The 22927-nt window shown below is 61.6% G+C and carries 22 protein-coding genes; 8 read left to right on the top strand and 14 right to left on the bottom strand.

From position 1 onward, the window contains the following. Window positions 1–148: 148 nt before the first annotated feature. Both CEW89_RS12020 and mutY read right to left on the bottom strand, forming a co-directional pair. Window positions 149–1282: an alkane 1-monooxygenase gene (locus tag CEW89_RS12020; RefSeq protein WP_096806051.1), complete on the bottom strand. Its 1134-nt coding sequence runs from the start codon at window positions 1280–1282 to the stop codon at window positions 149–151. Window positions 1283–1309: 27 nt separating this feature from the next. After that, window positions 1310–2359, bottom strand: a complete 1050-nt coding sequence (gene mutY, locus CEW89_RS12015) for an A/G-specific adenine glycosylase (RefSeq protein WP_096806050.1) — start codon at window positions 2357–2359, stop codon at window positions 1310–1312. A 114-nt stretch (window positions 2360–2473) separates the two neighbouring features. Between mutY and CEW89_RS12010 the strand changes: the two genes are divergently transcribed. Continuing rightward, window positions 2474–3010 carry a DUF721 domain-containing protein gene (locus tag CEW89_RS12010; protein ID WP_066704656.1) on the top strand — a complete coding sequence of 179 codons (537 nt, stop codon included), beginning with the start codon at window positions 2474–2476 and terminating at the stop codon, window positions 3008–3010. After that, window positions 3007–3657 carry a DsbA family protein gene (locus CEW89_RS12005; protein ID WP_096806049.1) on the top strand — a complete coding sequence of 217 codons (651 nt, stop codon included), beginning with the start codon at window positions 3007–3009 and terminating at the stop codon, window positions 3655–3657. Before CEW89_RS12010 ends, CEW89_RS12005 begins: the two co-directional genes overlap by 4 nt. Window positions 3658–3661: 4 nt before the next feature. On the opposite strand, the gene lpxK is transcribed toward CEW89_RS12005, so the two are convergent. From lpxK to CEW89_RS11990, 3 genes are read right to left on the bottom strand one after another with little or no spacing between them, the layout of a single operon-like run. Then, entirely contained in the window at window positions 3662–4654 is a 993-nt protein-coding gene (lpxK, locus tag CEW89_RS12000; RefSeq protein ID WP_066704652.1) for a tetraacyldisaccharide 4'-kinase, read from the bottom strand. Further along, window positions 4651–5946, bottom strand: a complete 1296-nt coding sequence (locus tag CEW89_RS11995; RefSeq protein WP_096806048.1) for a 3-deoxy-D-manno-octulosonic acid transferase — start codon at window positions 5944–5946, stop codon at window positions 4651–4653. Before CEW89_RS11995 ends, lpxK begins: the two co-directional genes overlap by 4 nt. Before the next feature lie 12 nt (window positions 5947–5958). Then, entirely contained in the window at window positions 5959–6204 is a 246-nt protein-coding gene (locus CEW89_RS11990) for a DUF4170 domain-containing protein (protein ID WP_066704649.1), read from the bottom strand. 161 nt (window positions 6205–6365) lie between these two features. Here CEW89_RS11990 and CEW89_RS11985 point away from each other — a divergent pair, with 161 nt between their 5' ends. Together CEW89_RS11985 and CEW89_RS11980 are read left to right on the top strand one after the other, a co-directional pair. Continuing rightward, complete coding sequence (locus CEW89_RS11985) at window positions 6366–7169, top strand: HAD-IIB family hydrolase (protein WP_096806047.1); 804 nt, start codon at window positions 6366–6368, stop codon at window positions 7167–7169. A 3-nt stretch (window positions 7170–7172) separates the two neighbouring features. Beyond that, entirely contained in the window at window positions 7173–8393 is a 1221-nt protein-coding gene (locus tag CEW89_RS11980) for a glycosyltransferase family protein (RefSeq protein WP_066704645.1), read from the top strand. A gap of 114 nt (window positions 8394–8507) precedes the next feature. On the opposite strand, the gene CEW89_RS11975 is transcribed toward CEW89_RS11980, so the two are convergent. From CEW89_RS11975 to CEW89_RS11965, 3 genes are all read right to left on the bottom strand, one after another. Next, window positions 8508–9299, bottom strand: a complete 792-nt coding sequence (locus CEW89_RS11975) for a 3'(2'),5'-bisphosphate nucleotidase CysQ (RefSeq protein ID WP_066704779.1) — start codon at window positions 9297–9299, stop codon at window positions 8508–8510. Beyond that, complete coding sequence (locus CEW89_RS11970) at window positions 9286–10629, bottom strand: TldD/PmbA family protein (protein WP_096806046.1); 1344 nt, start codon at window positions 10627–10629, stop codon at window positions 9286–9288. The genes CEW89_RS11975 and CEW89_RS11970 overlap by 14 nt, the downstream gene beginning before the upstream one ends. A 95-nt stretch (window positions 10630–10724) precedes the next feature. Beyond that, window positions 10725–12269, bottom strand: a complete 1545-nt coding sequence (locus CEW89_RS11965; protein ID WP_096806045.1) for a hypothetical protein — start codon at window positions 12267–12269, stop codon at window positions 10725–10727. A gap of 114 nt (window positions 12270–12383) precedes the next feature. On the opposite strand from CEW89_RS11965, the gene CEW89_RS11960 reads away from it, so the two are divergent. The 3 genes from CEW89_RS11960 to CEW89_RS11950 are packed head-to-tail and all read left to right on the top strand — an operon-like array spanning window position 12384 to window position 14925. Next, window positions 12384–13139, top strand: a complete 756-nt coding sequence (locus tag CEW89_RS11960; RefSeq protein WP_096806044.1) for an SDR family oxidoreductase — start codon at window positions 12384–12386, stop codon at window positions 13137–13139. Continuing rightward, complete coding sequence (locus tag CEW89_RS11955; RefSeq protein WP_096806043.1) at window positions 13136–13750, top strand: enoyl-CoA hydratase/isomerase family protein; 615 nt, start codon at window positions 13136–13138, stop codon at window positions 13748–13750. The genes CEW89_RS11960 and CEW89_RS11955 overlap by 4 nt, the downstream gene beginning before the upstream one ends. Further along, window positions 13747–14925 (top strand): TIGR03862 family flavoprotein, encoded by a 1179-nt coding sequence (locus CEW89_RS11950; RefSeq protein ID WP_280522618.1) that lies wholly within the window; start codon window positions 13747–13749, stop codon window positions 14923–14925. The genes CEW89_RS11955 and CEW89_RS11950 overlap by 4 nt, the downstream gene beginning before the upstream one ends. Here CEW89_RS11950 and CEW89_RS11945 read toward each other — a convergent pair. From CEW89_RS11945 to CEW89_RS11920, 6 genes are all read right to left on the bottom strand, one after another. Further along, window positions 14909–15907, bottom strand: a complete 999-nt coding sequence (locus tag CEW89_RS11945) for an LLM class flavin-dependent oxidoreductase (protein WP_198403414.1) — start codon at window positions 15905–15907, stop codon at window positions 14909–14911. The genes CEW89_RS11950 and CEW89_RS11945 overlap by 17 nt on opposite strands. A 60-nt stretch (window positions 15908–15967) precedes the next feature. Beyond that, entirely contained in the window at window positions 15968–16993 is a 1026-nt protein-coding gene (gene holA, locus CEW89_RS11940) for a DNA polymerase III subunit delta (protein WP_096806042.1), read from the bottom strand. Continuing rightward, the gene (gene lptE, locus CEW89_RS11935; protein ID WP_066704632.1) at window positions 16990–17481 is read right to left on the bottom strand and encodes an LPS assembly lipoprotein LptE; all 492 of its coding nucleotides are present in this window, start codon (window positions 17479–17481) and stop codon (window positions 16990–16992) included. The genes holA and lptE overlap by 4 nt, the downstream gene beginning before the upstream one ends. Further along, on the bottom strand, window positions 17468–20032 hold the full coding sequence (gene leuS, locus CEW89_RS11930) for a leucine--tRNA ligase (RefSeq protein WP_096806041.1): 2565 nt from the start codon (window positions 20030–20032) through the stop codon (window positions 17468–17470). Before leuS ends, lptE begins: the two co-directional genes overlap by 14 nt. 99 nt (window positions 20033–20131) lie before the next feature. Further along, a complete protein-coding gene (locus tag CEW89_RS11925; protein WP_238379705.1) occupies window positions 20132–20701 on the bottom strand; it encodes a DUF3576 domain-containing protein in 570 nt (189 codons plus the stop codon). Between the two features lie 145 nt (window positions 20702–20846). Beyond that, entirely contained in the window at window positions 20847–22073 is a 1227-nt protein-coding gene (locus tag CEW89_RS11920; RefSeq protein ID WP_096806040.1) for a porin, read from the bottom strand. A gap of 184 nt (window positions 22074–22257) precedes the next feature. On the opposite strand from CEW89_RS11920, the gene CEW89_RS11915 reads away from it, so the two are divergent. After that, window positions 22258–22911: a YggS family pyridoxal phosphate-dependent enzyme gene (locus CEW89_RS11915; RefSeq protein ID WP_096806039.1), complete on the top strand. Its 654-nt coding sequence runs from the start codon at window positions 22258–22260 to the stop codon at window positions 22909–22911. The last annotated feature ends 16 nt before the right edge of the window (window positions 22912–22927 follow it).

Here is a 22927-nt window from a genome sequence, read left to right as displayed (position 1 = left end):
AGTGTCCGACAAAAGTCCGACACTTATCCGACGCAAATCCGACAGGGGAAATTCCCGAAATTCAGAGTTACCGCCTGGTGCCTGCGGCCTGACTTCGCGGCACCACCTTGGCCCCGCTGTGTCTGCGCAGCGGGGCTTTTTTTTGCGCTTAGAGCCGGGGCAGAGGGTTGGTGCCGTTCTTGTAAGGCTCCCAGTCCTCGAAGGTTTCGAGGTCCGGGTAATACTGGCTACGCCATTGTTTTACCTTGGGATTCATCATCCGTCGCCACAGCGGCGGCACCATCGCGACCACCCCCATGACGGTGTAGCCATAGGGCAATTGCGGGGCCTCGGTCTCGTCGTAAGTCTGCAAAAGCGGAAACCGGCGGTCAGGTTTGTAGTGGTGATCCGAATGGCGTTGCAAATTGATCAGCAACCAGTTGGTGGCCATATGCGCCGCATTCCAACTATGATGCGGCTTCACATGCTCATACTTCCCATCCCCCAGATGCCGCCGGGTGAGGCCGTAATGTTCGACGTAATTGGTCAGCTCGAGCTGCCAGATCGCCACTAAAGCCTGCCAGATAAAGAGAAAAAATCCAGTTGTGCCACCGACCAGAGTGGCAAGGATCAGCATCAGGATCTGCAAGGTCCAGTAGCGGAAATGCGGGTTTTTCGGGTTCCATTCGGACAATCCCTTACGCGCCAGCAGCGCCTTTTCCGCCTCCCAGGCCGAGCGTGGGCACTCTCGAAGCACGCGGAGGAAATAGCGATGGAACCCTTCGTTATAGAGCGCCGTGACCGCATCGCGCCGGGTGCCGACATGTTTGTGATGTACCAGCAGATGTTCGGTCCGGAAATGCGAGTAAAGAACTGAAGCCAAAAGCAAATCCCCAAGCCATCGCTCCATGTTGTTGCGTTGGTGGCAAAGCTCATGGGCATAAACCATGCCGGTCGTGCCGGAAGACACGCCAAGACCAAAGAACAGCACGATGGTTTCGAGCGTCGAGAGATGATCCGTATGGGTCACGAACCAGATCAGCGCAAAAATGTTCACGAATTGCACCGGGAACCAGATGATCGTAATGGCGCGATACCAGAAAAGCTCGCTTTCCGCCGTGTTCGGGTCTGCATTCTCAGTGTTCAGCCCTAGAATCCCGTCGAGGAATCCGAACATGTACCACGCATAAAGCGGCACGATGATCACGGTCCAGCCGCCGACGAATGCTCCGAGCCAAAGGAACGGCAACAGGGTCAGCGACAGCCAGAACGGCAGGGCGTTGCGAAAACTGATCTGAGCCATGGTGGGGCACCTCCGCAGGGGATGCGGTTAAGTTTCTAGACTGCTGCGCGCCAGGTCAAACGCCTTTCGCATCACGGTCGGCAGATCGGAGGGCTGAAAGGCGTTATTCCCCTTTAAAACGCTGGTTTTGGGCGGATTTGTCACATGGGAGGCGGCATGCACCGTCAGGATCAGATGAAAATGCGTGAAGGTGTGTCGTACCTCGCCGAGGTCCTGCCAGTTGCCGGGAAAGGGAGGTTCGGGCGGATGTGCCTCCTGCCATTCCGTGCCGGGCCAGCCCATCATGCCGCCCAGAAGCCCCTTTTCGGGTCGCTTTTCCAACACCCATTCGCCTGCTGCGGTGCGCCCGACATAGGCGTGCCCATGGCGCGTTGGTTTCGGTTTTTTAGGCGTTTTCAACGGGAAACGAGACTGGTCGCCGGCGCGACGGGCCGCACAATCGACCGTCAGAGGGCAAGTGCCACAGGCCGGTGATTTCGGTGTGCAGATCGTCGCGCCCAGATCCATCATCGCCTGGGCGTAATCGCCGGGACGGCTTTGTGGCGTTAGCGTCTCCGCCAGCTCTGTCAGCGCGCCTTTGGCGGTGGGCAACGGCGTTTCGACCCGAAACAGGCGCGACACGACCCGTTCGACATTGCCGTCCACCACCGTCTCCGGTCGGTCAAAGGCGATGGAGGCAATCGCGGCGGAAGTATAAGGCCCAACACCGGGCAGCGCCTGTAATTGAGCCCTCGTCCGGGGGAAAATGCCATTGAACTCGTCCCGGATCACCCGTGCGCATTTCAACAGATTACGGGCGCGAGCGTAATATCCGAGCCCGGCCCATTCACCCATCACACGTTCGTCCTCGGCATCGGCGAGATCCACCACCGTCGGCCAGAGCGTGGTGAAGCGCAGGAAATAGGCTTTCACCGCCGCAACCGTGGTCTGTTGCAGCATGATCTCAGACATCCAGACCCGATAGGGATCCGGCTCAATGCCAGCCGCACGATCCGCGGGGGACACGCGCCATGGCAACTCCCGGGCGTGACCATCATACCAATCGAGAAGCGCCGTTGCGACGTCTCCGTGTTTCATCCCGTCACGCAATCTTTAGGTCCTGTCATCCGCTTTCTTCTGGCGCCCTGCGCGCGCACCTCTAAAATAGACGGAAGACAGGCAGACACCAGCCCGGCAAATCACAGGACAAGCATGACGAGCGCGCAGACAGAGGCCAAAAGACGCAAACGGGGGTTCGAACGCACCTCCGGTCTTTTGCAGACGCGCATTCGCGAAGCCTCCGAGGCGCGCGGGTTTTCCGAATCCCGTCTGCTGACCCATTGGGAAGAGATTGTCGGAGAGGCCACCGCAGCCATGTCGCGCCCGGTGAAAGTCTCCTATGCCAAGGGCGGTTTCGGGGCGACGCTCACGCTTCTGACCACCGGGGCCTTTGCTCCGATGGTGCAGGCCGAAGTGCCGAAAATCCGCGACCGGGTGAATGCAGTTTACGGGTACAATGCGATCAGCCGCATTCATGTGACGCAAACCGCGCCCTCCGGGTTCTCGGAGGGGCGCGTGGCGTTTCATGCTCCGAGGCCCGAACCCGCCCCCGACATCACGCCGGAAACCAGGGCCGAAGCCCGCGCCCTCTCGGAGGGTGTACATGATCAGGCCTTACGTCAGGCGCTCGAAAAATTCGCCGGAACATTCCTGACCCGGCAACACTGCAAACCGAAGGAAGAGAAATGAACCGCCGCACATTCATGATCACGACCGCACTCGCGACCTTGGGCGTGGGGCTCATGCCCTCTGCCGTCACCTCCTTTCTGGTGACACCGGCGCAGGCCGAGGACATGCCGGATACTTCCGACATCTTCGAGTTGACGCTTGGCGACAAGGACGCGCCGGTCGAGATGATCGAATACGCCTCCTACACCTGTCCGCATTGCGCGACCTTCCACAAGACCGTGTTCGAGCCGCTCAAGAAGGAGTACATCGACACCGGCAAGGTGCGGTTCGTCTATCGCGAAGTGTATTTCGACAAGTTTGGTCTCTGGGCCTCCATGGTCGCACGTTGTGGCGGAGAGATGCGCTATTTCGGTGTCCAGAAGATGCTCTATGACGAACAGAGCGACTGGATCGCCGGTGGTCGCGACACGATGCAGATCGTCGAGAACCTGCGCAAGATCGGCAAGCGGGCCGGGCTTACCGATGAAAACCTCGATGCCTGTCTGAACGACGGCGACATGGCCGAGAAGCTCTATGCGAAGTTCACGGCTGAAATGGAGGAATATGACATCGACGCGACGCCTTCTCTGGTGATCGACGGTGAGAAGCATTCCAACATGAGCTACGCCGATCTGAAGAAGATCCTCGACGCGAAACTCGCCGAATAAGACCTTAATCCAGCCCCAATCGGCCGAGCCGGTCGTCAATAGGCGACCAGTCGGTGATCTCGAGGCGCACGGGCAGGGTCACCACCTTCATGCGAAAGGCGCGGGGCAAACGCACCGCGTCTTTTTCCGTGGTGACCATCTGGGCGCCGAGGGCGAGAGCCTCGACCTCCAGCCGTTTCATCAGCGGGATGGAAAGCGGCTGATGATCCTTCAAGGCTTCGGTGCGCAGCAGATCGGCGCCGAGCCCGGAGAGGGTCTGGAAGAACTTCTCCGGATGGCCGATCCCGGCAAAGGCCATGACCTTCTGGCCCCGCCATTCGAGCCCTGTCGGCAGAGGTTTCAACGTCGCCTCCACGCGCGGAACAGAGACCAATCCGGCCCAATTCGACTCAAAACGATCCTGACCGCGGCGATCTCCGATCGAGATCAAAATATCGCCGCGGGCCATACCCGCAGCCACGGGTTCGCGAAGCGGGCCGCCAGGGATCACCCGCCCGTTGCCAAAGCCGCGCCAGGCATCGACCACGATGACGGTCAGGTCCTTTGCGACCGAAGGGTTCTGCATGCCGTCATCGAGCAGGATGACATCCGCGCCCGCAGCTTCGGCCTGACGCACTCCGGCGGCGCGATTCTTGGCGACCCAGACCGGGGTGAAGGCCGCGATCAGGAGCGGTTCGTCCCCGACGTCATCGGCACTATGCTGGCGTTCATCGACACGCACGGGGCCTTCGAGCCGCCCGCCGTAACCGCGCGAGACGACGTGGGGGGTGTGCCCGCGTTCGATCAGGCGTTGCACAAGGGCGATGGTGGTCGGCGTCTTGCCGGTGCCGCCCGCGTTGATGTTGCCGATACAGATCACCGGAACGCCGGCCTTGTAGCCCGAGCGGGCGACGCGTCTGGCGGTCGCGCGGGCATAAAGGGCCGACAGCGGTGCAAGCAGATGGGCTTGCCAGCCCGGAGTGTCTTGCGAATTCGACCAGAACAGCGGTGCTTTCATCGCGGCCGCCTTTCGTGAAGATCGAGAATGTCCTGCACAAGGGCAGAGACCCGGTCTGTGACCTCCGCGCCGGTCGAGGCAATTTCCCAGGCGGCTGACGCCATCAGCGCCGCCTGATCCGGGGACATCAACTGGCCAAGTTCCTCGCCAAGTTCATGCCCGTCGCGGACCTGACGCGTGGCGTTGCCTGCGGCGAGGCGGGCATAGGCGGTGGCGTGATTGTCGACATGTGGGCCATGTAGGATGGCCGACCCCATGGCCGCGGCCGGATAGGGATCGACGCCGCCGAAGGGGCCGAGGGAGCGCCCGAGAAAGCTCACCGGGGCAAGCCGGTGCCATAGCCCGTCCCGATCCGGGGAATCTCCGGTCAGAACGGCGATTTGCAGGGCTTCGGAAATGTTCTCCGCAGGGCCAAGGGCCATGGCAGTCAGCCCGGCATCCTCACATTGCGCAAGAACGCCATCCAACGTCGCAGGATCGGAGAGAGACATCACAAGGAGCAACCGGTGGGCACGTCGCAATGCGCTTTTGTGTGCCCGAAGCACGTTGCTCAACTCGGACAGTTCGACTTGCGCGGCGAACCAGCAGGGGCGCGTGCCGATGTCTCCGGACCGGTGAGACAGTTCGTCATCGTCGATGATCGGGGCGATGCCGCCCTCTTCGAGATAGCCGAGACGTTCGATCTGAGCCGGATCGAGCCCGGCTCGTCGCCACAGCCCGTGACTGTCGGAGCTGGCGGTGATTGCATGATCGAAACAGTTCAGCACCGCGTTGCGCAGGCCTGGAACCGGCGTGGGCAGGTCAAGCGTGCTTGGGCTGTGCGGTGCCTCGATCGAGAGGCAGGGGACGCCGTCGTCATGCGCGGCGCGCAACAATGTCGGTCGAAACCGGCCACCGATCCAGATCAGCCCATCGGGGCGCCAATGGGACAGGAACCGCCGCACGATGGTGTTTTCATCCTCGGGCGCTTCGGTAAAGATCGCCCCGTCCGGCCTCTGACCGTTCGGGGGATGCACGCCGGGGCTCATGGTGATCACCCCGACCAGATCGGGTCGGTCCTCGGCGATCCGGGCAAACAGCTCGACCGCCGGTCCGAGCGCGAACTGGGTCGCGGCATGCAACCAGAGAACCTCTCCGCGCGGGCGGGGCGGCAAATCGAGGGCCAGCCGGGCGTCACGCGCCTGTTGCGTCAGTGTGCCTTCGGACAACAGACGGTCCAGACGTTCGGTGTGACGTCTTTCGGACCGTCCGTTCAGGCCGGAGTAAAGCAGGAAGGCGAGGGGTCGGGCCATCTGGGCCTGCCGTTATGCTCCGAGCTCTTCGGTCGGCGAGGCCAGTTGCTCCTCATCCCGCAGGCGATGCAGATGAGCGATGAAATAGCGCATATGGGCGTTGTCCACGGTGCGTTGGGCCTCGGCTTTCCAGGCGGAATGCGCGGTTTCGTAATTCGGAAAAATCCCAACGATGTGAATATCATCCACATTGCGAAATACGGTTTTGGACGGGTCGATGAGTTCGCCGCCGAACACGAGGTGCAGTCTTTGTGCCATGGAACGTCTCCTGGGATTATATGTGGCGCACCCTAGTCCAATCAGAATGGGGGTCAAGCGGCCATCGGGACATGCCTAATTTCTGGGCGCTTTCTTGCGGGATCGGGAGATTTTCCGCATTGGCGGTTTCCCTCTCCTGCCTCAAAGGCCATCATGGAGCCATGAGGACGGATCACAATGCTCCCCGCCTGATCGTGGTTTCCGATCTGGACGGCACGCTGCTCGATCATGGCAGCTATTCCTGGGCCCCTGCGAAACCGGCATTGCGCCGGATGCGTGAATTGGGTGTCCCGCTGGTTCTGGCAAGCTCCAAGACCGCTTTCGAGATCGCGGATCTTCGGCGTGAGATGGGGTTTTCCGATTGCCCGGCCATTGTCGAGAACGGAGCCGGGATTCTGCCCCCGGGGGAGGCGATGCAGGCGGATCGCAGCGCGCATGCCGCGCTCTTGTTCGCGCTTACGGAACTGCCCGCCGACCTGCGCGCCTGTTTCAGCGGATTTTCCGACTGGAGCGTGGAGCAGGTTGCCGAGAACACCGGCTTGCCTCTGGCCCAGGCAAGGCTTGCGGCGCAGCGACAGTTTTCCGAACCGGGGCTTTGGTCCGGTACACCGGAGGATCAAAAGGCCTTTGAGGCGGCTCTGGCGGCAAAAGGCATCACCGCGCGGCAGGGCGGGCGCTATCTCACCCTGTCCTTCGGCGCGACCAAAGCGGACCGCATGGCCGACATCGTCGCGCGCTATGATCCCCGTCCGGTCACCATGGCTCTGGGCGATGCGCCCAACGATGTCGAGATGATCGAGACCGCCGATTTCGGCACTGTCGTCATGAATTCACACGGGCCGGGTATCCCGACCCTTGCGGGAGAGGCCACGGGCCGGATCACGCGCACGCATGCGCCGGGGCCTGAAGGTTGGAACATTGCGGTGCTTGAACGCATTGCACAAGACTACAAAGAGAAAGGCTGACAAATGGCGGATTTTCATCAGGGCGGGCATGTGGCGACGCTGCACAACCTGCGCATCAATTCCGAAGAGGATCTGAGCCGGGATCTCAATGCCTTTGCTTCCTCGCGCAAGATCACGCTGATCCTGCCCTCGCTGTTTTCCGAACTCGAAGGGGAGGCGCTGCCGAATATCATCGACGAGCTGAACAAGGTGGATTTCGTCCATCGCATCGTGATCGGTCTCGATCGCGCCACCGAGGAACAATATCGCTACGCACGGAAATTCTTTTCCCGCCTCAAGGCCGATCATGTTGTGCTCTGGAACGACGGGCCGCGGCTTCGGGCGGTGGATGCGCGTCTCAAGGAGCTTGAACTGTCGCCCTCCGAGCCCGGCAAGGGGCGCAATGTCTGGTTCTGTCTCGGCTATACGATCTCGCGCGCCGACAGTGCCGTGGTCGCGGTGCATGACTGCGATGTCGTGACCTATTCGGCAGGGATGCTGGCGCGGCTGGTCTATCCGGTGGCGAACCCGACCTTTCCCTATCAGATGTCCAAGGGGTTCTATCCCCGTGTCGCCGATGGCAAGCTGAACGGCCGGGTGACGCGGCTTCTGGTGACGCCGATGATCCATGCGCTCTCGAAGGTTTTGGGGCCGCAGGATTTTCTCGATTTCCTCGCCGATTTCCGCTACCCGCTCGCCGGTGAATTCGCCATGCGGACCTCAATCCTGCCCGATATGCGTATCCCCTCCGACTGGGGACTTGAAATCGGACTTTTGTCGGAGGCTTGGCGCAACCTCAGCCCGCGCGCGGTCTGTCAGGTCGAGATTTCCGACCGTTACGATCACAAGCATCAGGACCTGTCGCAGGAGGATGCCTCAACCGGACTGTCGCGCATGTCGGTCGACATTTGCAAGGCGCTCTATCGCAAGCTCGCCGCCGATGGCACGGTGTTTTCCGAAGAGATCTTCCGTTCGATCAAGGCTACCTATTATCGCGGCGCACTCGATCTCATCGAAACCTATTTCAACGATGCGCGAATGAACGGGCTGCATGTCGACCGCCATGTCGAAGAACAGGCGGTCGAACTGTTTGCCAACAACATCATTCAGGCGGGCAACGTGTTTCTGGAAAACCCGATGGAGACGCCGTTCATCCCGAACTGGTCGCGGGTCCATGCCGCCGATCCGGACATCATCGCCGCTATGGCGCGCGCCGTGGCCGAGGATATGGAGGACTATAAATAACTAAAGCCTTTCGCCAAAAAACTGAGACACAGCTTTGGGCGGAGCGCAGTACAAGATATAAGCGTTGCACGCGCGTCGCCTTTATCTGATGCCTCAGGTTAAAGGCGTGATGCTTTATTTGAGGCGTGCGAGGATGGCCTGTGCCAGTTGCGGGCATCCCGCCACCATGCCGTCGAGCTGTGGCACGGGTTGGTTGAACACCGGGCGCTGACCGAGCAGGTCTGTGACCTGGCCCCCGGCTTCCGACAGGATCAGGGTGCCAGCCGCCACGTCCCATTCCCAGGTCTTGCGAAAGGTGAACATCGCGTCGTAGCGCCCCTGCGCCACCAAAGCGAGCCGGTAGGCCAGAGAGGGGCGGAACTTGTGAATGAATTTCGGGGAGCCTCCGCGCCAGTGTTCGTCGCTCAGATGCTGACGCGGGGCAAGAACCGTCGCACCGTCGAGATCGCATCTTTTGCCTGCTCGCAAAGGATTGCCGTTCAGGCAGGCCCCGCCGCCCTTGATCGCCGCGAAGAGACGCTCGCGCAGCGGCAGGAACACCACGGCGGCGATCACCTGCCCCTCTTCCGCGATGGCCAGGGAATGCGCCCAGTTACGATCGCCATGGATGAAACTGCGCGTGCCGTCGATCGGATCGACGATGAACACGCGCTTGCGCCCGAGGCGCTCCGAGGTGGTGTCGACGGTCTCTTCCGAAAGCCAGCCATAGTCGGGCCGCTCCGACAAAAGGTATTCGTGCAGCATCCGGTCCACGGCCAGATCGGCCTCGGTCACGGGGCCTTGTCCACCGCCCTTGTCCCAGACCTGCGGATTCGCCTGCCAATAGGGGCTGGCGATCTCGCCCGCGTTGCGCGCGGCCTCGATCAGAAGCTCCAGATCCTCTGTCAGGTCGTCAGTCACCGGCAAGCGTCATTCCTTCGACCAGAAGCGAGGGCACGACGCGGCTCAGATGCAGACGTGCATCGTTGGCGGGGATCAGCGTCATCAGCATCGCGCGCAGATTGCCCGCGATGGTGCATTCGTTGACCGGATAGACGATTTCACCATTTTCGACCCAGAACCCGCTCGCGCCGCGCGAATAATCGCCGGTGGTCGGGTTGATCGAGGCGCCGATCATACCGGTGACCAAAAGCCCGGTGCCCATCTCGCGAATCAACTCTTCGCGGCTTTTCTCGCCTTGCGTCAGAGCCACGTTGCCGGAGGAGGGCGAGGGCGGAGAAGACACCCCGCGCGACGCATTCGCCGTGCTTTCAAGCCCAAGTTTGCGTGCAGTGGCAAGATCGAGCACCCAGCTTTGCAAGACGCCATCTTGCACCAGAGCGCGTTTCGAGGTCGCAAGACCCTCAGCATCGAAAAGCTTTGACCCGGAGGTGCGCGGGCGATGCGGGTCCTCGATCAGCGACAGCCCCTTGGGCAATACATCCGCCCCCATGGCGTCGCGCAGCCAGCTTGCGCCGCGGGCAATCGCCGTGCCGTTGATCGCGGCCAGAAGATGGCCCACGAGCGAGGAGGAAATCCGTTCGTCGAACAGCACGGGATAGGAACCGGTCTTCGGTTTCCTGGCGCCGATCCGCGCCAGAGTGCGTTCGGCAGCGAGACCGCCGATCTCTTCGGGCGAGAGCAGATCCGCGCCGAAAATCCGGCTGTCGCCATAGTAATCGCGTTCCATCCCAGTGCCTTCGCCCGCAATGGCGACGGTCGAGATCATCCGGTCGGTGCGGGTGTAACCACCCGAGAACCCGTTGGTCGCGGCGAGATGAATACGGCGCTTGCCATAGGCGGCGGAGCTTTCCACCTTGGTGATCCCGCTCTGCGCCAGTGCCGCGGCCTCGGCGCGCAAAGCGTCGTCTTTCAGAGCTTCGGGCGAGGGTTCGTCGGAAGGGTCGAACATCTCGAGCGCGGAAATGTCGGTGTTGGCGGCGATCTGCGACGGATCGGCCAGCCCGGCGGTCGGGTCCTCGGGGGCCAGTCGCGCCATGGTCACCGCGCGCTCCGCCATGGTCGCGAGCGTTTCGGGGCGGGTGTCGGAGGCGGAAACACAGGCCTGACGCCGCCCGATCAGCACGCGCAGCCCGATGTCGATGCCTTCGGAGCGTTCCGCCTGTTCGAGCGCGCCCTGACGCACCCCGATGGACAGCGAGGTGCCGTCGATCGCCAGGGCATCTGCGGCCTCGGCCCCGGCCCTTTTCGCGGCTTCAAGAAGCGCCCCGGTCAGTTCTGAAAGATCTCCTGCCATGGTGTGCCTCCATATCTCGCATTGTTGCATCTCATGCAGATGCAATTAGGCCGCCTGCGCGCGTCGCGCAAGCGGCCCGGTGTCTTTCGGGTGCCTTAGAATGGCAGCGGCTGGCCGTTGGCGATGATCGCACCGTCTTCGGTCATCTCGATCTCGGAGACCAGTTCGCCCTCCGCATCACCCGGACGGGCAAACAGACCGAGCATCATCTGTGCCGACATCGCGGTCTCCGGCGGCAGGATGCCGGTGGAGGACAGTTTGGTGATCAGATCGGTCACACCGTTCAGCGTCAGGTTCAGCTTGCCGGCAAAGGGCGGCATACCGCCGGGCACCTGGGGCTCCTGATCGAGGAAATGCCCCGCGCCATTCCCGGCCACGGTCGCACCGGCCAGCGCAAGAAAGATCTCGGGCAGGGCAAGGGTTTTCACCTCGAAGGGCATCTCTTCGGCACTCTCTTCCTCGAGCGCCATCAGCGTCTCGAAATCGAACAGGTCGACGTCGCTGTTCAGGGTGCCCTCGAAGGCCAGGCGCAGGTTTGCCGGATCGTGCGGCAGCTGGCCGGTCGGATCGGCGATCATCCAGGCAATCTCCGGCAGGATGAGATCCTTGAGCCCGATCTTGGCGCTGAACGGCTGATCCTCTTCGGAGGCCGCCAGCGGGAACAGGAAGGCCGCGGAATATTCCGCCATGGACACGGCAACCTGGCCGCCGGGGATTTGCGCACCGGCGACGGTGACATTGAGATTCCCCGCCGCGACATCATAGCCGATGGTGCCCTCCTGGAAGGCCACGTCCAGCTTGGACGCACCGGTCGCGGCGCGGATGTCCATGTTCGAGGACGCGTCTTCACCGCTGATCGTCATGAAAGAGGAGCTGTCCGCCATGGTCATGGTGACATCCATCGTGCTCCGGCCCAGCAGATTTGCGAGCATGTTTTCGCTGTCGCTCTGCGGCAGGAGGATGGAGCCCTTGATCGCAAGCGTGTTGCCGATGAAGCCCGCCTCCACGGTGCTGCCTTCGCCATCCTCGATCTCATCCACCTCATAGGTCAGCGTCGCGGCCGTCATGTCCATGTTGGAAAACAGGCTGTCGCCCTTGCGGACCACGGTGGAGGTGCCGGAAATGCCAGCGAATTTGCCGGTCACCCCGGGCTGGACCGTCATGCCATCGACCACCACCGGTTCGGAGGACATCGTCATCGCGGCATCCTCGATGGTGTAGAGCATATCGTCGGGGGAGCCGGACACGATGGCCTCGCCGATATAGGTCACGGTGGAGCGGGTCTCGACGGTGTCGCCTTCCTCCGTGCCGGGCTCGGTCGGTGCGCTCATGACCGAGGTCAGCGGTTCGGGGAACCACATTGCGACCGTGCCGCGGCGACGTTCCTGGAACCGGATCTCGGGTACGGTGGTGGTGTCCGAGACCGAGGCCTCGCCCATGTCGAGGTTCATGCTATAGACCATGTTGCGCACGACAAGAGTGTCGCCGTCACGGCTCACTTCGGCCGTGGGGGTCATGCCCATGTTGGTCATCATGTCCTGATAAGAGGCCCAGACCTCCTCCGGCGTGACATCTGCGAAAACGGGACCGGCGGTGAGGCAGGTGGTGGTGAGCGCGGTGGCCCAGAACATGGTACGCATGATAAATCTCCTGAAACAGTCGCGCACACATTTTCGTGCTTTGGCCGGAGGGTCAAGACTGGAACCCGGTGAGTTCACAGCATAAGCTCCCCCTGAAACGAGGGAGGTCGGATTATGTCGCAACTGATGGGGAAAACCGCTTTGATTACCGGGGCAAGCCGGGGGATCGGCGAGGCGACCGCACGGCTTTTCGCGGCAGAGGGTGCCAAGGTGGCCCTGATCGCACGCAGCGCCACGGAAATTGCGCGGATCGCGGGCGAAATCGGTCCGCAAGCTCTGGCCGTGCCTTGCGATATTTCCTCCTATGCCGAGCTTGATCAGGCGGTGACAAAGGTCGAGGATCATCTCGGCCCGATTGACATTCTGGTCAACAACGCCGGTGTGATCGACCCGATCGGCGCACTGTCCACCGTGGATCCGGACGATTGGTCGCGCCTCATCGACATCAATATCAAAGGTGTGTTCTATGCCATGCGCCGGATCGTGCCGGAGATGGTCGCACGCGGTGGCGGCACCGTTCTGACTGTCTCTTCCGGCGCAGCGCATCGCCCGGTCGAGGGGTGGAGCGCCTATTGCAGTTCGAAAGCCGGGGCGGCAATGTTGACTGCCATGCTCGATCTCGAAGAGCGCAGCCATGGCATTCGCGCCATGGGTCTTTCGCCTGGCACGGTCGCGACCCAGATGCAGCGGGAGATCAAGGCTTCGGGCATCAACGCCGTGAGCCAGCTCGACTGGTCCGATCACGTCCCGCCGGACTGGCCTGCCCGTGCGCTTCTGTGGCTGTGCGGAGAGGATGCCGATGCCCATCTGGGCGAGGAATTGCAACTGCGGGACGAAAGTTTCCGCCGCCAACTTGGATTGATCGCATGATAGACCTGACCCGTGACGGCGCGTTTTGGACCGTGACCCTGAACCGGCCCGAAAAGGCCAATTCCCTGACCTCTGCCATGTTGTCCGATCTGATCGCGATTGCACAGGAGGCGCGAAGCGCGGCGAAGGTGTTCGTCCTCACGGGGGCGGGTAAGGTGTTTTCCGCAGGCGCCGATCTCGACGAGGCGCGCGCAGGGCTTGCCACGTCTCCCTTGTGGGAGGACCTGTCCGGGGTGATTGCCGAGTTGCCCTGTCTCACCATCGCGGCGTTGAACGGCACGCTGGCGGGCGGGGCCTTCGGGATGGCTCTGGCCTGCGATCTGCGGCTGTCCGATCCGGGGGCGAAGTTCTTTTACCCGGTGATGAAGCTCGGCTTCCTGCCGCAGCCGTCGGACCCGAAACGTATGGCAACGCTGATCGGACCGGCGCGGGCCAAGATGATCCTGATGGCGGGGCAGAAGATTGCCGCCGATGAGGCCCTGTCCTGGGGGCTGGTGGACCGTCTGGTGCCCGCCGCCGAGCAGGGGGTCGCCATCGCAGAACTGGTCGAAGCCCCGCTGGCCGCCTCCTCCGATCATATCGCCGGGATCAAGGCGCTGATCCACCCGTGAGCAGGACCGCCGAACCGATCGACGCTCTGGTCGTTGGCGCTGGACCTGCGGGGCTGATGGCGGCGGAGGTGATCTCTGCCGCCGGGCATTCCGTCATGGTGGCGGAGGCCAAACCCTCGCCCGCGCGCAAATTCCTGATGGCGGGCAAATCGGGTCTGAATCTGACCAAGAACGAACCGATGGAACGTTTTCTCAAGGCCTATGAGCCACTGCATCCGACAGTGAGCGCGGCTTTGCAGGCCTTCGGTCCACAAGAGGCGATGGCCTGGGCCGAAGGGCTGGGTCAGGAGATGTTCACGGGGTCCTCGGGGCGGGTGTTCCCGAAAGTCATGAAAGCTTCTCCGTTGCTGCGCGCTTGGCTCGCACGACTGGAGACGCAGGGCGTCACTCTGTGGCGGAACTGGCGCATGGTGGGGCTGGGCGAGAGCGTTGCATTCGAGACGCCGGGCGGGCCGGTCAATATGCAGGCAAAAACCGTCATTCTGGCCCTCGGTGGTGCCAGTTGGGCCAGATTGGGGTCGAATGGCGACTGGGTCGAGATGCTTGCCCCCTATGTGGAGAGCGCCCCCTTCGCCCCCTCCAATGTCGGTCTCCTGATGGATTGGACGCCCCATATGGCGGCGCATTTCGGCAGGCCTGTGAAAGGCGTGAAGCTCACCGCGGGAACCTATGAGAGCCGTGGCGAATTCGTGATTTCGGCACGGGGTCTTGAGGGCGGCGGGATTTACGCAGTGACCCGCGGCCTGCGGGAGGGGGCGATGCTGCACCTCGATCTCCTGCCCGATTGGGAGCCGGAGAAGTTGAAACAGGCTCTAATCCAGCGGAAATCGAAAGAAACTCTGACAAAATTCCTGAAACGTGTGCTCCGTCTGGCGCCGGAAAAGACCGCTCTGGTGATGGAATTCGCGGGGCCGCGCCCCGATGATCTTTTGCGGTCCTTGAAGGCTCTCGAGATCAAAGGTGCAGGGCTGCGCCCGATGGACGAGGCCATTTCGACCGCCGGTGGCGCGCGGTTCGAAAGTCTGACGAACAGGCTCGAAGCCCGGAGAAAGCCGGGTTTATTCCTCGCCGGAGAGATGCTCGACTGGGATGCGCCAACAGGCGGTTATCTTCTGACCGCCTGTCTCGCGACCGGGCGCCTCGCTGGAGAGGGTGCGCTTACACGCCTGTCATGACCTCGGAAGCGATCTCGAAGGATCGGAGCCGTTTGTCGTGGTCATGGATATTGGCGGCGAAGATCACTTCCTCCGGCCGATAGCGGTCGATCAGCGCGCCGATCTTGTCTTTGACCATTTCCTTCGTGCCGGTGGCGGAAACCGCAAAAATCGCATCGAGCGAGGGCAGGAACCGGGCGGGCACGACGGAGGCAATATCCTCTACCGGGCGCGGCAGTTTGCCGGGTCTGCCCATGCGCAGATTGGCGAAGGTCTGCATCATGGACGAGCGCAGATAGACCGCTTCCTCGACGGTTTCTGCGGCAAACACATTGGTGGCGAGCATAAAATAGGGCTTGTCGAGATATTCGGAGGGGCGGAAGAGATCGCGATAGATCTTGACCGCCTGATCCAGTGCGGCAGGTGCGAAATGCGAGGCAAACGCATAGGGCAGGCCCAGAAGTGCCGCCAGTTCCGCACCATAGGTCGAGGAGCCCAGCATCCAGACCGGCACATGGGTGCCCGTGCCGGGAAAGGCGCGCACGGGGGCGTCCTCGGGCATGTCGCCGAAATAGGCCATGAGTTCCTGCACGTCCTGCGGGAAGGTTTCGCCATTGGCGTGGCCGGGCGTGAGATTGCGCCTGAGCGCGCGGGCTGTCGGCATATCTGTCCCTGGTGCGCGCCCGACGCCGAGGTCGATCCGATCTCCGTAAAGCTCGCGCAGGGTGCCGAAGGCTTCGGCCACCTGCAAAGGCGCGTGGTTCGGCAACATGATCCCGCCCGCACCGATCCGCATCCGTGTCGTATGCGCCCCGATATGCCCGATCACCACGGCGGTCGCTGCCGAAGCGATCCCCGGCATGTTGTGATGCTCGGCCAGCCAGTAGCGGTTATACCCCCAGTCCTCGGCATGTTGCGCCATATCGACGGAGTTCTTCAGCGCCTGTGCGGTGGAAACGCCTTCGGGGACGGGGGAAAGATCGAGAAGGGAATAGGGGATCATGTGCGGCTCCTTTTGTTCCAATCTGGGATGTTTTTGCCGCCGTTCAAACTGCGTTTGCGCTCAGCGCCGTTGCGCCAACATGGCAAGCCGGATCAGAGCGCGTTCCATCACCGCCATGGTTGGGGCACGCGAGGCCGAACGCAGGGTCAGGTCCGTGTCGGTCAGAATGCCGAGCGCGGTTTCGAGTTTGTACATGCCCCAGTTCGAAGCCTGCCGGGTCATCCGGTCGCGCCGCGGCCCGAAGATCGGCGGACGGGCTGCGGCGATACCGGCGGAGGCCCCATTCGGATGCGAGGCGGCGGCATGGAGACTGCGGAAATGCCGCATGGTAAAGATCGACAGCGCCACCGGGTCGATCCCCTGGCCCGCGATCTTGACCATCAGCGGGCCAAGCTCGTTCGCCCGCCCTTCGGCCACCACGTTCAGCACATCGTCCACCTCGGCCTCGGTGGTGGCGGGGGCGCAGTTCTGGACGTCCTCGCTGCTGACCGGGCTTTGGTCGCCGATCTTGTAGAGCGCGAGCTTGTCGAGTGTCTGGCGAAAATCGCCGGGATCGAGCGTGCGTGCGAGGGCTTCGATGTCGGTCATCGCCTCACGCGTAATATTGCCAACCCCGGCCTTGCCGAGCGTCGTCTCGATCTCCGCACGCGAAGGCGGATCGGCATAGATCGCGATGGCGTAGGCGCTTGGGTGGCCTTCGAACAGCTTGCGCAGTTTCGAGGTGGCCTTGAGCTGACCGGCGGTGACGACGATCTGTGCATCGCCTTCGCGCCAGTCGAACAGTGCGTCCTTCACCGTGTCGCTCACCTGATCGGTGGCGTCTTCGACAAAGGCAACGCGGGGACCGGGAAAGAACCCCTGTTCCTTGATGGCATCGAGCAGAAGAGTCTTGTCCTTGCGCAGCTCTCCGCCCGTGATCCGGGTCAGTCGCATTTCTTCTTCGCCCTGTTTGCCGATCAGCCCCTCGATCACCTCCTGACGCCGGAGCGCGATGCGCATGGCGTCGGGACCGTAAAGCAGGACCCCGGCCTTGCCCGGATCGGGTTTGGCGAAATAGGACAGGGCGTCTCGGGCGGCGAGTTTCATTCGGCGGGAGTGGGCGTTGCAAGGGTGATGATCTGACTGACCATCTGATCGGCGAGGAGCACCATGAGCCGGGCATAGGCGTCGCGCGACGCGGTCAGCGTGTCGACCGACGAGCCGGTGGCGGAATAGCTGGTGAAGCTGGACACGTAGCGCGCAATGAGGGGCTGGCCGGTTGCGATGTTGAGAAGCGTATAGTTGACCTGCCCCTCAACATGATACCGCAGGATTTCCTGATCACGGGTGATGCCAACCTGCGACTCGGAGGTCGAGATCTTATAGGTGAGCCGGTAAAGCGGCGTCTCAGAGGGGCCGAATTGCTCGGTCAGTCGTTTGTTCAGGTTGTAGCTTTCGCGATCCCACGGCGCGTCGATATCGACCTTGCCACGGAGCAGAGCCCCGGCGCCTCCCGGCCCGTAAGCCGGGGAAAAGCCGCAGCCCGTGAGGGCTGCGAGCGAGATCAGGAAGGTTCTGCGATCAAATGACGACATTGACGATGCGGCCCGGTACGACGATGAGTTTCTTCGGCGACCCGCCATCGAGCGCCTTTTTCACAGCATCGTTTTCCAGCACCAGCTTTTCAACCTCTTCCTTCGGCATATCCTTGGGAACCGAGATTTCGTCGCGGCGTTTGCCGTTGATCTGGATCGGCAGCGTCACCGTATCCTCGACCAGCATCGCCTCGTCCGGCACTGGCCAAGCGGCCTTTGCAATCAGGCCCTCTCCGCCGAGCATGGACCACATGTCTTCCGCAAGGTGCGGCGTCATGGGGGACATGAGCTGAGCCATGGTCTTGAGCGCAAAGCGTTTCGCCTCGCGACCGGCCTGAGACTTGGAGATTGTGTTGGTGAAGCCATAGAGCTTGGCGATCGAGGCGTTGAAACCAAAGCTTTCGATGCCCTGAGTGACCTCGAACATCGCCTTGTGCGTGGCGCGCAAAAGCTCCTCGTCGCCCGTGCCTTGCTCCGGCGTGGCATCGAGTTCGGCGGCCAGACGCCAGACGCGGCCTAGGTGTTTGCTGGCGGCTTCGGCGCCCGAGGCGGTCCATTCCACGTCGCGCTCCGGCGGAGAATCGGAGAGCACGAACCAGCGCGCGGTGTCGGCGCCGAATTGTTTGATGATCTCGACCGGGTCCACCACGTTGTTCTTGGACTTGGACATCTTGGCGGAGGGCACGATCTCGACTTCCGTGCCATCTTTCAGGAAACCCTTGCCGTCGCGCAGTTCGACCTCTTCCGGATAGTGATACTTCGGACGGCCATCCGCACCTTGGGTCTTGTAGATCGCGTGGGTCACCATGCCTTGGGTGAAGAGCGCATCGAACGGTTCGCGCGCGCTGTCCGGCAGGTGGCCGGTTTCATTCATCGCACGGGCGAAGAAACGGGAATAGAGAAGGTGCAGAATCGCGTGTTCGATGCCGCCGATATATTGGTCGACGTTCATCCAATACTCGGCGTCTTCTTTCACGGTCGGGGTCGTGGCATGCGGTGCGGTGAAACGCGCGTAGTACCAAGAGCTGTCGACAAAGGTGTCCATCGTGTCGGTCTCGCGGAGCGCCGCGCCGCCGCATTTCGGACAGGTCGTGTTGCGCCAGGACGGGTGACGGTCGAGCGGGTTGCCGGGGATGGAGAAATCAATCGCCTTGCCATCTTCATCGAACGGCAGCTCGATCGGCAGGTTTTCTTTCTTTTCCGGAACCACGCCGCAAGCCTCGCAATGCACCACCGGGATCGGACAGCCCCAATAGCGCTGACGCGACAGGCCCCAATCGCGCAGGCGGAACTTGGTCACGCCGTGGCCCACACCGTTTGCTTCGCAGAAATCGACAGCGCTGTTCACGCCCTGCTCGCCGGTTTGAAGCTCCTCGCCCGCGAAACCGCGAATGTATTTCACGCTTTCGGATTTCGTCGGAACAAAGGCTTCGGCCTCGTTCAACTCGCCCTCAACCGGTGCAAACACATAGTTGATCGGAAGGCCATATTTCGTCGCGAAATCAAAGTCGCGCTGGTCATGCGCCGGGCAGCCGAAAATCGCGCCGGTGCCATAATCCATCAGGATGAAGTTGGCAATATAGACCGGCAGCTCCCACGACGTGTCGAACGGATGGCGCACGGTCAGACCGGTGTTGAGGCCCAGTTTTTCGGCCTTCTCAATCGCTTCTTCCGTGGTGCCACCTTTGCGGCATTCCTCACAGAAGGCAGCGATTTCCGGGTTCTCGGCGGCCAGTTCCTTGGCCAGCGGATGATCGGCGGAGATGCCCACGAAAGACGCGCCCATCAGCGTGTCGGGGCGGGTGGTGTAGACCTCGATCCGGTCGTGATGCGCGGGGGCGTCTACGATGGAGAAAGCAAACTGAAGGCCGCGCGATTTGCCGATCCAGTTTTTCTGCATCGTTTTGACCTTGTCCGGCCAGTTGTCCAGATGGTCGATGGCTTGCAGAAGATCTTCGGAATAGTCGGAGATTTTAAAGAACCACTGGGTGAGTTCCTTGCGCTCGACCGGCGCGCCGGAGCGCCAGCCGCAGCCGTCGATCACCTGTTCGTTGGCCAGAACCGTCATATCGACCGGGTCCCAGTTCACGGTGGCGTTCTTGCGATAGACCAGACCTTTTTCCAGCATGTCGAGGAACATCGACTGCTGTTGTCCGTAATATTCCGGGTCGCAGGTGGCAAACATCCGGGTCCAGTCGATCGAGAGGCCCAGCGGCTTCATCTGATCGACCATCGTGTCGATGTTGTTGTAGGTCCAGGTCTTTGGGTGCCCGCCAGAGGCCATCGCGGCGTTTTCCGCCGGCATGCCAAAGGCGTCAAATCCCATCGGGTGCAACACGTTGAACCCGGTGGAGGATTTGTAGCGCGCCACCACGTCGCCCATCGTGTAGTTGCGCACGTGACCGATATGGATGCGGCCCGACGGATAGGGGAACATCTCAAGCACGTAATACTTCGGCTTGCTTTCGTCGCGCTTGGCGAGGAACACATCCGCCTCATTCCAGGCAGACTGCCATTTCGGTTCGATCTCGCTGGGCGCGTAGCGGCTCATGTTCACATCCTTCGTCTCAGACAAACGCCGGGCAGATAGGCCCGGCGTGGTCATAAATCCTTGGCTCTCCGGGGTCCAGAGGGCTTGTTTATCCCGGCGTCACTTGCCGGTGCGCAACTGGCGTGCGCGGGTGAGGATTGCGTCCTCGACGGCCTGAATGGTGTCCTGGCTGACAGCCCCGCCCTTGGTGTAGAGCGACACGTTCAACGTCCGGGCATCGAGCGCCGGGTCCGTTACGTGGATCACTGCACGGTATGCACGCCCGCCACCCGGCGGCGTGCCGTAGCCGGTGATGATCACGCCGGTGAAAGGATCGGCCTCCTGCACAGGCAGGAAGGACAGCACGTCGAGCGCTGCGTTCCAGATGTATTTGTTGACCTGAACACTATCGGAGACCGACCCGCGTCCGCCGCCGAAAATCGTGCGCCGTTTCGGGCTCTCGATCACGATGGTCTCGCCGTTCGGGATCTCGACGACCTGACCGGTGGATTTCGTGTCGACGGTCTGCGTGGCACCGTCGGTGGTGACCACGGTCTCTTTCTTGCCGCCGGAAAACGGCAGGGAGCCGAAACTGTCGCCGACAGAACCGACGGAATCGAATGCGCCACAGCCCGAAAGCGTCAGCATCGCGGCCACTGAGGCGGCCAGTACATGGGTTGGGCGAAACATCAGGCGCTCCCTCTCAAGACATCGCGGCAACCGTATCGCCCGCCGCGCCAGGGGACAAGGCCCCAAGTGCAGGGAAGTGGGCGAGAAAAGAAAAGGGCCGCCCCGAAGGACGGCCCAATCTTTTGTTCTTCTGAACTTCTAGGAATTAGAAGGAGAAGGACAGGGACACGGTGGCGCCGGAGTACAGCTCGTAGCCGCCGATGCCGGTGTCGATGTCGTCGGTGGATTCAGCAGCAACCGAGTTCGCATCTGCGTAGGAAGCGAGGAAGGATGCGCCGCCGCCGAGGTCGTATTCAGCAACGATGTAGGTTGCATAATCGTCGTCGCCGTCGAGGGCGCCAAGGGTGCCATCGTCGTCACCGTCGATGTAACCGGCGGTCACAACCAGGCCCATGCCGAAGTCGTATTGACCTTCAATGGCGTATTCTTGAGCGCCAACGAAGTCCTCTTCGAAGTAAGCAGCCACGGTGAGCGGGCCGTCGGAGTAATCGACGGAAACACCGTAAGCTTCTTCAGAGCCGTAGAACGGCATATCATAGGAGGCGTAGTAAGCGCCGAGGGTCACCGGGCCAACCGGGTAAGCAACTTCAAGGCCATAGCCGGTTTCACCTGCGAAATCCATCACGGAGGCGGTGAAGTCCGCGCCACCGAAGGAAGCGCCGAGGCTCAGAACGGTCATGTCGTCGATGCCATCAACGATGGTGTCATCGTAAGGGAGGCCATAGAAAATCACGTTTTCAGCGTAGAACAGGCCAGCAGTGAACATGCCGAAATCGGCAGCCAAGGCGATTTGGCCGGTTTCATCAGTGTCGCCGTCCACAGACACAACGGATGCGGCAGCGGAGTAGTTGCCATATTCCGCAGTCAGCAGGAGGCCGCCATCAACGCTGGGAGCGCCCAGGGCAGGGAGCGTGCCGTTGTCGACTTGTTCGTCGATGAAGTCTTGAAGATCAGCGGCTTCGTCCATCGGAGCGAAGAAATCGTTGTCGTACAGAGCGGACACGCCTTTGAAGGACGCGTAAGCGGTGTCGACGTCGCCGAAGGACAGGCCGAACATGTCGTTGGAGATGGACACGACCCAGTCAGAGGAGTCCACATCGCCAAGCTTGAAGGTGGAGCCTTGCGAGCTGTCTTCGAGGTCGATGTCGAGCGAGGCGGACGCAGTCCAGCCGTTGTTGAGCTCTTGCGACATGTTGATGTAGAGGCCGGCATCCCAGTAGAAGCCGTCTTCGTAGTCGTCGTTGTAGCCGATTTCTGCGTCACCGGACCAGGTCACTTCAGCGGAAGCGGCGCCAGCAAGCAGGGCGATCGCTGCGGAAGAAAGAAGGATATTTTTCATTTTTTCCCTCGTGGAATTTTGAATATCAGGCATGCCGGCTTACCCGACACATGGCCAGAGAAATGCGCTGAACCGTGCTTTGGGTCAAGAAAACGAGAGGCGGCGGGCATAGCTCTCTGAAAAATGATGCAACTTAGCCACACACCTGTTGCATGAGCTACGCTCTGCGGCATAAGAAATCCAAGGAATGTGGGTTGTATCGTCCAAGGAGGCAGATATGGGGCTTGCCGAGATCAAGGATCGGGTCGAAACCGAGGCAAAACGTGTCGGGCGTGCGCCGGAAAGCGTCACTTTGATTGCCGTTTCCAAGGTTCAGCCCAATGAACGCGTCGAGGCGGTGCTTGAAGAAGGCCAGCGGGTTTTCGGGGAAAACAAGGTGCAGGAGGCCGCTGGCAAGTGGCCCGCGTTCAAGGACCGCTTCGATGGTGTCGAGCTGCATCTCATAGGACCGTTGCAGACCAACAAGGCGCGGCAGGCGATGGAATTGTTCGATGTGATTCACACGGTGGATCGTCCGAAACTCGCGAAAACCATTGCCCGCCTCGCCGAAGAACTGGGCCATTGCCCGCGTCTTTTCATTCAGGTGAACACCGGTGAGGAGCCGCAAAAGGCGGGGGTTTTACCCGCCGAGGCGGACGCCTTTATACAAGAGTGTCGCGATCTGGGGCTGTCGATCGAGGGGCTGATGTGTATTCCGCCCGCCGAAGAAGAGCCGTCGCTGCATTTTGCGCTTTTGAAAAAAATCGCCGACCGGAATCAGATTGCAGGCCTGTCCATGGGCATGTCCGGCGATTTCGAAACCGCGATTGCACAGGGCGCGACTCACGTTCGGGTCGGGTCCGCGATCTTTGGCGAGCGGGATTATTCCTGACGATTTTCAGTGTCGG

This window comes from Celeribacter ethanolicus (genome assembly GCF_002407265.1).
Lineage (GTDB): Bacteria > Pseudomonadota > Alphaproteobacteria > Rhodobacterales > Rhodobacteraceae > Celeribacter > Celeribacter ethanolicus.
This window is presented reverse-complemented; position numbering and strand designations above follow the sequence as displayed.